The following is a 12,378-nucleotide window of genomic DNA, read 5'->3' as shown; positions in this document are numbered from 1 at the left end:
TAAGTCCCTCCATTTAGCTGTTTCTCGCTGTGTCTTTTCTTCTCTATCATATCATACAGACACAAAAAAACCCCCAGCGGCTCAATCCGCCTCGGGGGTTTCCAGGTGTTCCTGCACTTCCGGTTCAGGCGCTTTTCCTGCCTTTTTCAAAACAAAATAAGAGCATCCAAAATTGCAGTATTCGTATAAATAATCTTGAAGCGTGCTAATCTTTGTATCGTAGCTTGCTTTATTATTGGTATCGTCAAAAAATCCTTTTAAACGAAGCTGCCCGTATCCCCAGTCGCCCAGGATGTAATCGTATTTGGCCAGAATATCGCTATACCTGTTCTCGAACGCTTCTTGCTGGAACCCTTCGCGATGATCCTCGATCACCTCGTAATTCCATTTCTCAATTGTGATCAATATCCTCACCATCCATACCTAGTAATGACAAAAGCCTGGGCCCGCATCATTCTGCTTTACGTGCTTGAATCCTGCTTCAAATGTATCACAACAGGGCTTTGTGGACAAGCTGTGCTATTGGCCTAGGTACAAACAAAAACCTCTGGCGACTCTTCTGCCAGAGGTTTTGTTTCTATCCTAAGTCTTCTGCTTTATTTGCTTTACTGGATTTTACAGCGTGGAAAATACTCGCTGCAAGGCCACCCCAGAGGAGGACCATCCCGATGATCATGACTACAATCGCGCTAACTGACATGCCGATTCCCCCTTATTCTTTTTCTTTTGCTGGATGTTCAGAATGCTCGTCGTAATAGCGATAGTTTTTATGCCATTTGCCAAGCGAGAACAAGATGCCGAAGATCAAGGCTCCTGCTGCGACGGCTACGCCACCGAACAAGGTGAACATATTGGAATAGCCTTCATAGTTACCCGTATCCGTTTCGAATTGCTGGAAAATGTTCAAGCGCAACAAGCCGAACATCATATAACCAAGAACGATCGGTGTGATGACCCCAAGGCTGAACTTCCACCAGCCGCCGAGACGGATGTCCGAGATTTCGTTTGCATGGTCTTGCAAAGCACCTGCTTTTCGCAAGATCCAAACGACCATGACAACTTCCACAAGACCGACAGCCGCGACACCGAATTGGTTGATGTAGTAATCGGCGATATCCAAGAAGAACAAACCGCCTTGAGTAGCGAAAAGGATGGAAATCAAAGCTGCAAGGCCCCCGCCGATTGCGACTGCTTTACGGCGTGAAATCCCGAATTTCTCGGTGAATCCAGCGACATAGGTTTCAGTGATCGACATAAGCGATGTGAGTCCCGCAAGCGTCAATGACAAGAAGAATAGGAATCCGAAGAGTCCGTTAAATCCTGGGAATTCATTGATGATCGCCGGGAATACAACGAAGGCAAGACCAACGCCGGCAGATGCTACATCCGCCACTTCTACGCCTGATTGCGCTGCCATGAACCCAAGTACTGCAAATACCCCGATACCGGCAAGTAACTCAAAACTTGAGTTCGCAAATCCAGTAATGAATGCATTATTCGTGATATCCGATTTTTTCGGAAGGTAACTGGAGTAAGTGATCATGATCGCAAAAGCGACCGATAAACTGAAGAAGATATGCCCATAGGCCGCAACCCAAACGGTCGGATCCATGATGGCATTAAAATTCGGCTTGAAGAATGCTTCTAAGCCCATTGCTGCCCCGTCAAGCGTCACTGCGCGAATAACAATGACAATGAAGATAAGCACCAAAGTTGGAATGAAAATTCGGTTGGCCAATTCGATTCCTTTTTTGACTCCTGCAAGCAATATGCCGAGCGTGATGACCCAAACAATTACTAATGGAATGAAGATGCCCCAAACGATTCCCCCGGTTTCGCCTGGCGATACGGTCAGTTGAAGAAAATCACTGAATAGGAAGCCTTCTGTATCTTCGCCCCATGCCTGATTGAATGAGAACAACGTGTAACGCATCGCCCAAGCGATGATGACGGCATAATAGACGGATATAACGAACGATACGAACATCGCCCACCAACCAAGCCATTCTGCTTTCTTGCCGCTCATTCTAAAAAATGAAAGTGGTGCGGATCCGCGATAACGATGCCCGATGGTGAACTCCAATATGAGAATCGGAATTCCGGCAGTTAAAAGAGCAAACAAATACGGTATAAAAAATGCGCCCCCACCATTTTCATATGCTACATACGGGAATCGCCAAATATTCCCTAACCCTACTGCTGAACCGACAGCCGCCATGATAAAACCGGCTCTCGTTCCCCATGTAGAACGTTCCATTTCTCTTCCCCCTTTTGTTTGTAACTTCCAATTTTTTAACAGAAAAATAGGAAGTTTGTTTATATTCAGATTATTTTGGAATCTAAATTTAGTATAACTAGGGCCTTGTACAAAGTAAAGATAATTTCTGAAAATTTTTCAAAAAAACTATTATAACAATAATAAAAAGGTGGAGATAAACTATCTCCACCTTCCAAATCTTAGTTCTGTTCATGTTTTTCCATTAAGGTTGTACGCTTAGACCAGAAAACGAATAGTATTGCCAATACAATAGCTACCGCTCCTAGAGCCAAAGGCAGCGAGCCAGTGAAGCCTATGACGATATACCCTATCGCTGCAATGGCAGCCGAGGTCAATGCATAAGGAAGCTGTGTCACGACATGGTCCATATGGTTACTCCCTGCACCTGTCGATGACAAGATGGTCGTATCCGAGATCGGCGAGCAATGATCTCCGAATACAGCCCCTGCCAAAACGGCCGATAACGAAGCGAGCAATAACTCAGGTTCTGCCTGGATCATGATCGTTCCAGCGATCGGCAGCAAGATCCCGAACGAGCCCCAAGAAGTGCCTGTCGAAAAGGCCATGACGCCCGCCAGCACAAACAATAGAACTGGCAGTACACTAGTCGGTACATTGCCGCGTGCCACTGCATCGGCAAGGAACGTACCAGTTTGCAGCGCGTCGATCAAATACGTCAGCGACCAGGCAAAGATCAAGATAAACACTGCACCGGCCATCGATTGAATGCCAGCCCAGATGCCTCTGCCGATCCACTGCACTTTTGCCACTTCGTTGCGTTTGATTTGGAGGGCGTACAGGATGATCGCTGCAAGCGCGCCGATGATTCCGCCTGTGATCAAGGATAAAGGAACATCGGTATTTTCGAAAATGAGCCAGATATCGAATACTTCTCCAGCGTTTACATAACCTGTCCAGATCATCGCGGCAACCGTCCCGGCGATTAATAGCAAGATCGGCAACAGCAAGTCACGGACTCGCCCGTGTGAATGGCTTGGGAAATCTTCTTTCATCTCACCCGGAATCACTTTGTCCGGATTGAACAGTTGGCCTTCTGTAATTGCCAAACGTTCATGCTTTTTCATTTCCCCAAAATCGACATCACGGATAGCGACGAAAAGAACAATGGCCAATGCTGCGATGACATAAAAGTTCATCGGGGCCATCCAGAGAAAGGCTTCCAAGGCTGAATATTCCAAGAAATTCTGGCCTGCCAGAATCGTGCCGATAATGCCGATTATCGCTGCGCCCCAGCTTGATACCGGAGACACAACACAAATTGGAGCCGCTGTAGAATCGATGAAATAGGCAAGTTTTGCCCGTGATACTTTATAGCGATCTGTAATCGGCCGTGCAACTTGCCCGACCGCCAACGCGTTGAAATAATCGTCGATGAAGATCAAGATACCAAGAAATACCGTAACCAATTTCGCCCCGCGGCGTGTTTTCACGCGCGCTGATGCCCAGTCGGCAAAGGCATGGCTACCACCGGATAAGCTGACGAACGCGGTGATGACTCCTAGCAATAATAAGAACAAAATAATGAAGACATTATAAGCATTAAAGCCCTCGTTCCAAAAAATGACTGCGAATGAAGTGAACAATTCGTTCAGGGCCTCTACTGGCGCAAACGAAGTCAGGATCAGCGCAGCCGCGACAATACCCACACCGAGTGACAGCAATACACGTCGCGTCAACAACACCATCGCAATCGCGATGATTGGCGGCAGTATCGAAAAAATCGTGTTTTCCATAATTAGATTCCTCCTATTCATTTTGATGGTAAGGCCTAGACTAAAAAAAGCCGGCTCATCCAATGGATAAACCGGCTTCCTACAATTCGTCTGTGTGCACAAGCATCAAACAACCCTGTAGCTCTCCATCTGCAGCAACCTGCAAATGACAGTGGCATTCCTCTTCGAAATGCCCCCAATCGCCGCCTCCTTGACCCGGAGACGGAAATTTCGGCAAGCTCCCCTTTCAAATGTGGTCAACGCGGTCAACTCGCACATCCTACTGATGGAGGCTGCAGCCTCTACCCATCGATATCTAATTCATAAAAAGCATAGCCCAAAATGCACAGAAAATCAACTAACAGTCCATTTTGAATGTTTGTTCTATTTCACGGTTTTCATGCGGAAATAGTCACCGAATACATCGCGCAAAAACTCCGGCATGAAATAACTCTTCGGTGCACGCTTAAGTGCAGGGAAAAAATAACCGAATGTGAAGAGGTCGAGAGTCGCAAGCCGGTAAATGCGATCCGGGTCTGCCGGTTCGCCGCCCACCATCAATTGATGGTTATGCATGTTCATCCCGCTATGGATCATGCGGCCAAATACCGCTCCTCGAAAGCCCATCCCTTTCAGCTCAAGCTGTGGCCAGTCTTTGTTCAAAGACTGCAAATAAATTTCCTTCAGTTCTGCGCCGCTCAGGTCAATGACGCACGGATTGATTGGATGCGGCAACATGCGATGAAAATCGTAGCGCGTCATTTCGCCTTCCGGCATATCTTCCATGAAAATCCCCGCGTTAAAGAGGCCACAATCCGCTGATGCAAAAGAAACCAAGGCATCGCCGAACAGCTCTGCCATCACGGAGGGCTTGAACCACTCGGCTTTCATGGCGCGTTCGTTATAGAAGACGGTCTCAGCCATCTGCTGTTTACCAACACCGACCAAATATTCATTGAACCCTTCATCGGCTTCTGGCAATTGGTCGGTCTCGATCACTTCTGCAGTCATCTTGCGCGTTTCGAGGTTAATTTCGATATGGCCGACATAATAGCCGAATTTACCGGCGGCCCCAAGCAATGTATTGCCGATTTCTTTTCCTTGATGGAATAGATGGTGGGTATGCGCCCCTAAAATGATATCGATTTCCGGACATTCGACAGCCAAAAGCTCATCTTCACGGATGCCAAGATGAGACATGCAGACCAAAAGATCGACTGATTGGCGGATAGCCGCCGCTTCTTGTTTGACCGCTTCCCTGCCGCTCGTCACTTGCCAGCCGAGACGTCGGTAAAAGGGCGTAAATTCAGCGGTAGCAGCGACGAGTCCAATCTTCGTGCCATTTTTTGTTTCAATGATTTTGTTCGGACTGGCCCATGGTGGCTGCTTGCCATCCATATCCATTAAATTGGCAACCACTACGGAAAAATCAGCTTGATCGTACAACACGTCGAGTTCTGATTTCGATAATGTGATTCCTTCGTTATTGCCAATCGTTACGGCATCGTATCCTGCTTCATTGAGCAGCTCGATATTGCCTTTTCCAGCAGAACCTTCGGTAAACGGATGTGAGCGGTCTACGTGGTCCCCGATGTCGAGCACCAAACACATATCACCAGCTTCCTCATGCCACTGCCTGCGCCCCTTCAGCAAGGATTGAATACGCGGCCAATGCGTAAAATGGCTATGCAAATCGTTTGTATGATAAATATGAATGATTTCACTCATGTCAAACACCTCTTATGAACTGAAGATTCCTTCGTAAATCGATCGGAGCCCGAATAATAATAACGCAATCCGCAGCACGACAACTAGTGTCTCAGAGTGGATGTTGCGGTTCAGCATTGCTCCTAACTTTGCTCCGATATAAGCAGAAGGGATAATGGCTAAAGTATAAATCCATGGCACGTTCCCAAGCGAGACATGTGTAAAAGAGTTGACAATGGCCGATAAGAAAACCATGAGCATCGACGTTCCAACAGCGACATGGGGAGGAAATAAAAACAGCAGGATCATGGCCGGCACAAGAATCGAGCCGCCGCCAATACCGAACAAGCCGGATGCAAAGCCGATGAAAAAAGTTAACGCAAGCGCAAACCACACCGGATAACCGTAAACGTATTCCTGATCTGTTTTGCGGTCATAAAAGCTTCTTTTCTTGCCCTTGTCGACAAACCAGCTGACCGCCTTCAAGCGGTCTCTCAATAATAGCAGAAGCGACAAGAACACCAAGAGCAAACCGAAATATAATTGGAAAGACGGCACATCGAGACTGCGGTTAACGTAGGCGCCCACAACCGTCCCCGGCGCACTGCCGAGAAAGAAAATGAAGCCGCTCCTATAATCGACAGTCCCCACTTTCATATAGGCGATCGTCGAAGACAAGCCAGTAAAAATCATCATGACGACCGACAAGCCGACAATCTGTTGCGGAGATAAATCCGGGAACAGGCTGACCGACGAGCTGAGGAACAAAAGCGCCGGCACTAAGATGACGCCTCCACCCAGGCCGATCAGCGCGCCGACAATGCCGGAAGCCAGACCGGCCGCTAGAAGGATAAGGAAGACCATCAAAAATCGCCTTCGAACAAGTCCAGCTGTTTCGGCGACAGCCCTTCAAACTGCAAACTGTTCAATTCCTGGAATTCTTTGGCGTCTCCCGCGGCATGCCCGCCTGAATTATTATTGAAGATCACATACACTTGCTCTGCTTGCTGCTCGAGACGTTTCACAGCCTGGCTGATCTGCTCTAGCTCTTGCTGGTTATAATCGTATAGATAGCGCACTTCCCGCCACTTTTCGGCGTTTCCGGGATTCAGCCAGCCATGGACATTGCGCCCGTGCAAACGCAGCAGCACTTTGTCATTGCGGCTCGATTCCGGTACCAGTGGAATTGACCCTTCCCCTGCCTGTGGCTCATCGCACACGGAATGAATCAATCCATGTTCGCGGAGAAACTCCAAGGTCTTGTCTTTCATGCCGTCTGCATACCAGGACTGGTGGCGGAATTCGACCGCCAAGTCGAATTCCTGCAGTTCGCCGATGATCGCGCGGATTTCATCGACATGCTCTTTCTGGCAGTCGAACCATGGCGGAAATTGCAATAATACCATCGCGAGCTTGCCTGCTTCTTTCAAGGGCCGGACGGATAACCGGTAAGCTTCAAACATCTCTTCCCGGCTATCAAATGGGTTCTCGCCGCGCTGGTGCCCCGTCATGCCTTGATAGGCTTTTACGACGAATTGGAAATTGTCCGGCGTCTCGCGGATCCATTTGCTGATATTGCGTTCAGGCTGGACTGCGTAAAATGAAGAATCCAGCTCAACAATCGGGAAGTGGGCACTGTAGTCGGCCAATTTATCTTTTTGTTTCGACCCGGGGCTATACACATCCGGATGATCGCCCCAGCCCGTCAATCCAACATAAATCATCGTCCTGCCTCCATTTTCGTTATTATTTTATGATAGCATAGAACAAAACAGGCGTCCTTATCCAGATATGCGCGTCGTCTTGATAACGGCCCAGCCATCGAATTACTTGCTCTTCTTGAGAAGACCGATTTAACACACGGTTCTAACGCTATACTCTTCTAGTGCGAGAAGCATTAAAAGACAAAAAATAAGCTTTGGCCTCCGCATGGAAGCTAAAGCTTATTTTCACTAGGCTTCAGGCTATTAGAACAAACCGCCAAGCCCGCCGCCAATTTTGGATTTGGCGAGGTCCATTAATTCGTTTTTTTCGTTTTCATCGATTTTGCCGTCTTCGTATGCCTGCTTAACTTGGGTGATGATTTCTTTCGCTTCCCCCATATCAGCATTGCTGATTTTCTCTTTTAATGCGTCAAAAGTTTGGCTCATTGAAAAAATCCCTCCTCAATTTTTAGCTTCCCCTTCTCTATACCCGATGGGAAATCCATAAAACAAGAGCTAGGCAAAATCACAATCGGCATAAAAAATCCCCGGCACGAAAATGCCGGGGATAAATCTATTAACCGATTGAGCCTTCCATCTCGAACTTGATGAGACGGTTCATTTCGACTGCGTATTCCATCGGCAATTCTTTAGTGAATGGCTCGATGAAGCCCATGACGATCATTTCTGTCGCTTCTTGTTCAGAAACGCCGCGGCTCATCAAGTAGAACAATTGCTCTTCAGAGACTTTAGACACTTTCGCTTCGTGTTCAAGCGAAACGTTGTCGTTCATGATCTCGTTATAAGGAATTGTATCGGATGTGGACTGGTTGTCCATAATCAATGTATCGCATTCGATGTTCGAACGTGCGCCGTCCGCTTTGCGGCCAAAATGCACGATTCCGCGGTAGGAAACTTTCCCACCTTGTTTCGAAATCGATTTAGATACGATCGATGAAGACGTATTTGGTGCCAAGTGGACCATTTTCGCGCCTGCATCCTGGTGCTGGCCTTTACCGGCAATCGCAATCGACAAGGTCATGCCGCGCGCGCCTTCGCCTTTAAGGAAGACAGCAGGGTATTTCATTGTCAATTTCGAACCGATGTTGCCATCGATCCATTCCATTGTGCCGTTCGCGTCCACGAAAGCACGTTTGGTTACTAGGTTATAAACGTTATTCGCCCAGTTCTGGATCGTTGTATAACGGCAATACGCATCTTTTTTCACGATGATCTCAACAACTGCAGAGTGCAATGAATTGGTCGTGTAAACCGGTGCTGTACAGCCTTCTACATAGTGAACGCTTGCGCCTTCGTCGACAATGATCAATGTACGCTCGAATTGGCCCATATTTTCCGAGTTGATGCGGAAATAGGCTTGCAGCGGCGATTCCACTTTAATGCCTTTTGGTACGTAGATGAACGAACCACCTGACCATACAGCCGTGTTCAAGGCAGCAAATTTATTGTCTGCTGCTGGAATGACTGTCTGGAAGTTTTCTCTGAAGAGGTCTTCGTTTTCACGAAGCGCTGCATCCGTATCTTTAAAGATGATGCCCATCTCTTCTAAGTCTTCTTTCATGTTGTGGTAAACCACTTCAGATTCATACTGTGCAGAAACACCCGCAAGGTATTTTTGCTCGGCTTCAGGAATTCCCAATTTATCAAACGTACGCTTGATTTCTTCAGGAACTTCATCCCAAGAAGTCTGGCTCGCTTCAGATGGTTTGACGTAATACGTGATTTCGTCAAAATCCAGCGAGTTCAAATCTCCGCCCCATTGCGGCATCGGCATGGAGTAAAATAGTTTCAACGCTTTCAAGCGTGATTCAAGCATCCATTCCGGTTCTTCTTTAATCTTCGAAATTTCTCTGACAATGTCTTCCGTCAGACCGCGTTTGGATCTGAAGATGGAAACGTCCTTGTCATGGAACCCATATTTATAATCTCCGATATCCGGCATTTTTTTCGCCATCGTCGTTCCTCCGTTCTCTGTTACGATTTTTCTTCCTCGTGCACACCTTTTTCCATGGCTTTCCACGCTAAGGTCGCGCATTTGATACGCGCTGGGAATTTGGATACACCTTGCAAGGCTTCAATATCCCCAAGGTCCACAGAATCGTCGTACTCTTTTCCAAGCATCATGTCTGAAAAGATCTCAGACATTTTCAATGCCGAGTCTACGTCTTTGCCTTTGACAGCTTGCGTCATCATGGAAGCAGAAGCCATAGAAATTGAGCAGCCTTCCCCGTCGAATTTAGCATCTTTGACAATGCCGTCTTCTACTTGCAGGGTCAATTGAATCCGGTCTCCGCAAGTCGGGTTGTTCATCTCAATATTAACACTATCTTCTTCAAGCGTCCCTTTGTTGCGGGGCGTCTTGTAATGATCCATGATCACTTGTCGATACAACTGGTCTAAGTTATTAAAAGACATCGCTAAAATACTCCTTTGCAGAACGCAAGCCTTCCACTAGACGATCGATATCCGATTCATCATTATAAAGGTAAAAGCTTGCGCGTGCTGTCGCTGTCACGTCAAGCCATTTCATCAATGGCTGTGCGCAGTGGTGTCCTGCGCGGACAGCGATGCCGCTCATATCGAGCACGGTTGCCACGTCATGGGGATGGACTTCCTTCAAATTGAAGGTGACGATGCCTGCGCGTTTCGCAGGGTCGGTCGGGCCGTAAATATCGAGCCCTTCAATTTTTGACATCTTGTCCATGGCCATAGCAGCCATATGGTGTTCGTGTTTTTCGATTTCGTCCAATCCAATGTTTTGCAGGAAGTCGATCGCTGCTGCGAGCCCAACTGCCCCTGCAATAATTGGCGTGCCGCCTTCAAATTTCCACGGCAGTTCTTTCCATGTTGAATCATACAATCCAACAAAATCAATCATCTCGCCGCCAAATTCAACTGGCTCCATCGCTTCAAGCAAATGCTTTTTGCCGTAGAGTACGCCAATGCCTGTCGGTCCGACCATCTTATGGCCAGAAAATGCGAAGAAATCGCAATCCAAGTCCTGGACATCAATTTTCAAATGAGGGGCAGCCTGGGCTCCGTCCACCATCATGACAGCGCCATGTTCGTGGGCAATCTTCGCGACTTCTTTCACCGGATTCATTGTACCAAGTACGTTGGAAACGTAAACCATTGAAACAATTTTAGTCCGGTCGGTAATGGCTGCACGGACGTTCTCGAGCGAAATGGTGCCGTCTTCTTCAAGCTCGATGTATTTCAAGACAGCGCCGCGTTCTTTTGCCAACTGCTGCCAAGGAATGATGTTCGAGTGATGTTCCATATACGTAATGACGATTTCGTCGCCTTCTTCTACGTTTGCACGGCCATAACTTTGTGCGACTAAGTTGATCGCTGTGGTCGTGCCGCGAAGGAAGACAATTTCCTGCGTCGAATTCGCCTTGATGAACTGCTGCACTTTTTCGCGTGCGCCTTCATACTTCTCTGTTGCCCGGTTTCCTAGCGTATGAACGCCACGGTGGACATTGGAATTATCAAACTCGTAATATTCTTTCAGCGCCTCGATGACCGGAGTCGGTTTTTGTGAAGTAGCTGCGCTGTCCAAATATACTAAGGGATGTCCATTGATTTCCTGGTTGAGTATCGGGAAATAGCTCTTGATCTCTGGATTCATTAGCGGACTTTCCTTTCGATAACCTCCGTCAATTGCTTTTTAACGCCTTCGATTGGCAACACGTTTACAACCGGTGCCAGGAAGCCGTGAATAACAAGACGTTCAGCTTCTTGTTTTGTAATACCGCGGCTCATCAAATAATACAATTGAACCGGATCAACACGGCCGACTGATGCTGCGTGTCCTGCCGTTACATCGTCTTCGTCGATCAAAAGGATCGGGTTTGCATCGCCGCGTGCTTTCGGGCTCAACATCAGAACGCGTGATTCTTGTTCTGCATTGGCTTTCGTTGCGCCGTGTTCGATTTTTCCGATACCGTTAAAGATCGAAGAAGCGGAATCTTTCATGACGCCATGCTTCAAGATCTGACCGTCGGAGTTTTTACCCCAATGAATAACTTGTGTCGTGAAGTTCTGCTTTTGCGTTCCTCTGCCAACAACGACTGTTTTAGTATCGCCAACTGAATTGTCGCCGATCAAGAACGTTGTGTTGTCAGAAATGGTGTTGCTATCGTTCATCATGCCGAGCGCCCATTCAATGCGTGCATCGCGCTGTGCGACACCACGGCGGTTCACATAAGTTGTAAATCCTTCAGCGAGTACATCGACTGCACCATAAGTGACAGACGCGTTGTCTTCAGCAAATACTTCCGACACGATATTCGCTTGGCCTTTTGCTTGCGGCACTGTAGAAATATAGTTTTCAACGTATGTGACTGAGCTGCTCTTATCCGCTACGATCAACGCATGGTTGAACAAGGATGCTTCCTCGTTGTCATGAAGGAAAACTGCTTGTACCGGTTTTTCGATGACCACATTTTTTGGCACGTAGAGGAAAACCCCGCCGTTCAATAATGCCGCATGAAGGGCTGTCAATTTATGCTCTTCCGCTTTAACAGCTTCTGTCATAAAGTATTTAGCGACCAAATCGCTGTGCTCGCGGATCGCTGTTTGGATATCCGTCAAAATGACGCCTTGCTGCTCCAAGTTTTTATCCAAGGAAATATAAGCCGGCGTATTATTATGCTGGATATATAAGTTTTTCTGTTCTAGATCGACAATAGATTTCACTTGTTCTGGCAGTTCGTTAAGCGATTCATACGTAGAGCTATCTACTGTATGCGCCGGGAAATCCGTGAAGTTCCAGTTGATAATTTTCGTTTTATCAGGTTTTGGGAGCGGCAACGCTTCAGCAGCTGCCAATGCTTGTACGCGCAAATCTGTAAATGCTTCTGGTTCTGAATGCAAAGCCGAGAAGGAGCGTACATCCTGCTCGGTCATCGTTAGTTTTGTTTCAACCGTCACG

12 protein-coding genes and 1 riboswitch are annotated in these 12,378 nt (G+C 47.4%); all 12 genes read right to left on the bottom strand.

Annotated elements, in window-relative coordinates; genetic code table 11:
• Window positions 1-81: 81 nt before the first annotated feature.
• The gene (locus tag AY633_RS14500) at window positions 82-417 is read right to left on the bottom strand and encodes a YutD family protein (RefSeq protein WP_390176122.1); all 336 of its coding nucleotides are present in this window, start codon (window positions 415-417) and stop codon (window positions 82-84) included.
• A gap of 160 nt (window positions 418-577) precedes the next feature.
• Window positions 578-700 (bottom strand): methionine/alanine import family NSS transporter small subunit, encoded by a 123-nt coding sequence (locus AY633_RS16485; protein WP_141705936.1) that lies wholly within the window; start codon window positions 698-700, stop codon window positions 578-580.
• Window positions 701-712: 12 nt separating this feature from the next.
• On the bottom strand, window positions 713-2,257 hold the full coding sequence (locus tag AY633_RS14495) for a sodium-dependent transporter (protein ID WP_068488951.1): 1,545 nt from the start codon (window positions 2,255-2,257) through the stop codon (window positions 713-715).
• Window positions 2,258-2,457: 200 nt separating this feature from the next.
• Window positions 2,458-4,032 carry a Na+/H+ antiporter NhaC family protein gene (locus tag AY633_RS14490; protein WP_068488950.1) on the bottom strand — a complete coding sequence of 525 codons (1,575 nt, stop codon included), beginning with the start codon at window positions 4,030-4,032 and terminating at the stop codon, window positions 2,458-2,460.
• Between the two features lie 110 nt (window positions 4,033-4,142).
• Window positions 4,143-4,324, bottom strand: a riboswitch (Lysine riboswitch).
• Between the two features lie 71 nt (window positions 4,325-4,395).
• On the bottom strand, window positions 4,396-5,739 hold the full coding sequence (locus AY633_RS14485) for a bifunctional metallophosphatase/5'-nucleotidase (protein ID WP_068488949.1): 1,344 nt from the start codon (window positions 5,737-5,739) through the stop codon (window positions 4,396-4,398).
• 12 nt (window positions 5,740-5,751) lie between these two features.
• Window positions 5,752-6,582: a sulfite exporter TauE/SafE family protein gene (locus AY633_RS14480; protein ID WP_068488948.1), complete on the bottom strand. Its 831-nt coding sequence runs from the start codon at window positions 6,580-6,582 to the stop codon at window positions 5,752-5,754.
• Window positions 6,582-7,442 carry a DUF72 domain-containing protein gene (locus AY633_RS14475; RefSeq protein WP_068488947.1) on the bottom strand — a complete coding sequence of 287 codons (861 nt, stop codon included), beginning with the start codon at window positions 7,440-7,442 and terminating at the stop codon, window positions 6,582-6,584. The genes AY633_RS14480 and AY633_RS14475 overlap by 1 nt, the downstream gene beginning before the upstream one ends.
• 243 nt (window positions 7,443-7,685) lie before the next feature.
• Window positions 7,686-7,868, bottom strand: a complete 183-nt coding sequence (locus AY633_RS14470) for a hypothetical protein (RefSeq protein WP_068461429.1) — start codon at window positions 7,866-7,868, stop codon at window positions 7,686-7,688.
• A gap of 130 nt (window positions 7,869-7,998) precedes the next feature.
• Window positions 7,999-9,396: a Fe-S cluster assembly protein SufB gene (gene sufB / locus AY633_RS14465; protein WP_068488946.1), complete on the bottom strand. Its 1,398-nt coding sequence runs from the start codon at window positions 9,394-9,396 to the stop codon at window positions 7,999-8,001.
• Window positions 9,397-9,416: 20 nt separating this feature from the next.
• The gene (sufU, locus tag AY633_RS14460; RefSeq protein WP_068488945.1) at window positions 9,417-9,857 is read right to left on the bottom strand and encodes a Fe-S cluster assembly sulfur transfer protein SufU; all 441 of its coding nucleotides are present in this window, start codon (window positions 9,855-9,857) and stop codon (window positions 9,417-9,419) included.
• Window positions 9,847-11,073 (bottom strand): cysteine desulfurase, encoded by a 1,227-nt coding sequence (locus tag AY633_RS14455; RefSeq protein ID WP_068488944.1) that lies wholly within the window; start codon window positions 11,071-11,073, stop codon window positions 9,847-9,849. The genes sufU and AY633_RS14455 overlap by 11 nt, the downstream gene beginning before the upstream one ends.
• Window positions 11,073-12,377 (bottom strand): Fe-S cluster assembly protein SufD, encoded by a 1,305-nt coding sequence (gene sufD, locus AY633_RS14450; protein ID WP_068488943.1) that lies wholly within the window; start codon window positions 12,375-12,377, stop codon window positions 11,073-11,075. Before sufD ends, AY633_RS14455 begins: the two co-directional genes overlap by 1 nt.
• Window position 12,378: the final 1 nt, after the last annotated feature.

Source organism: Planococcus maritimus (assembly GCF_001592825.1).
In the GTDB taxonomy this organism is placed as follows: Bacteria; Bacillota; Bacilli; order Bacillales_A; family Planococcaceae; genus Planococcus; species Planococcus maritimus_C.
This window is presented reverse-complemented; position numbering and strand designations above follow the sequence as displayed.

Coding starts and splice junctions, on each gene's coding strand:
- AY633_RS14500 (WP_390176122.1), bottom strand. CDS start 417: ATGGTGAGGATATTGATCACAATTGAGAAATGGAATTACGAGGTGATC.
- AY633_RS14495 (WP_068488951.1), bottom strand. CDS start 2,257: ATGGAACGTTCTACATGGGGAACGAGAGCCGGTTTTATCATGGCGGCT.
- AY633_RS14475 (WP_068488947.1), bottom strand. CDS start 7,442: ATGATTTATGTTGGATTGACGGGCTGGGGCGATCATCCGGATGTGTAT.
- AY633_RS14455 (WP_068488944.1), bottom strand. CDS start 11,073: ATGAATCCAGAGATCAAGAGCTATTTCCCGATACTCAACCAGGAAATC.
- sufU (WP_068488945.1), bottom strand. CDS start 9,857: ATGTCTTTTAATAACTTAGACCAGTTGTATCGACAAGTGATCATGGAT.
- AY633_RS16485 (WP_141705936.1), bottom strand. CDS start 700: ATGTCAGTTAGCGCGATTGTAGTCATGATCATCGGGATGGTCCTCCTC.
- AY633_RS14485 (WP_068488949.1), bottom strand. CDS start 5,739: ATGAGTGAAATCATTCATATTTATCATACAAACGATTTGCATAGCCAT.
- AY633_RS14480 (WP_068488948.1), bottom strand. CDS start 6,582: ATGGTCTTCCTTATCCTTCTAGCGGCCGGTCTGGCTTCCGGCATTGTC.
- sufB (WP_068488946.1), bottom strand. CDS start 9,396: ATGGCGAAAAAAATGCCGGATATCGGAGATTATAAATATGGGTTCCAT.
- AY633_RS14470 (WP_068461429.1), bottom strand. CDS start 7,868: ATGAGCCAAACTTTTGACGCATTAAAAGAGAAAATCAGCAATGCTGAT.
- AY633_RS14490 (WP_068488950.1), bottom strand. CDS start 4,032: ATGGAAAACACGATTTTTTCGATACTGCCGCCAATCATCGCGATTGCG.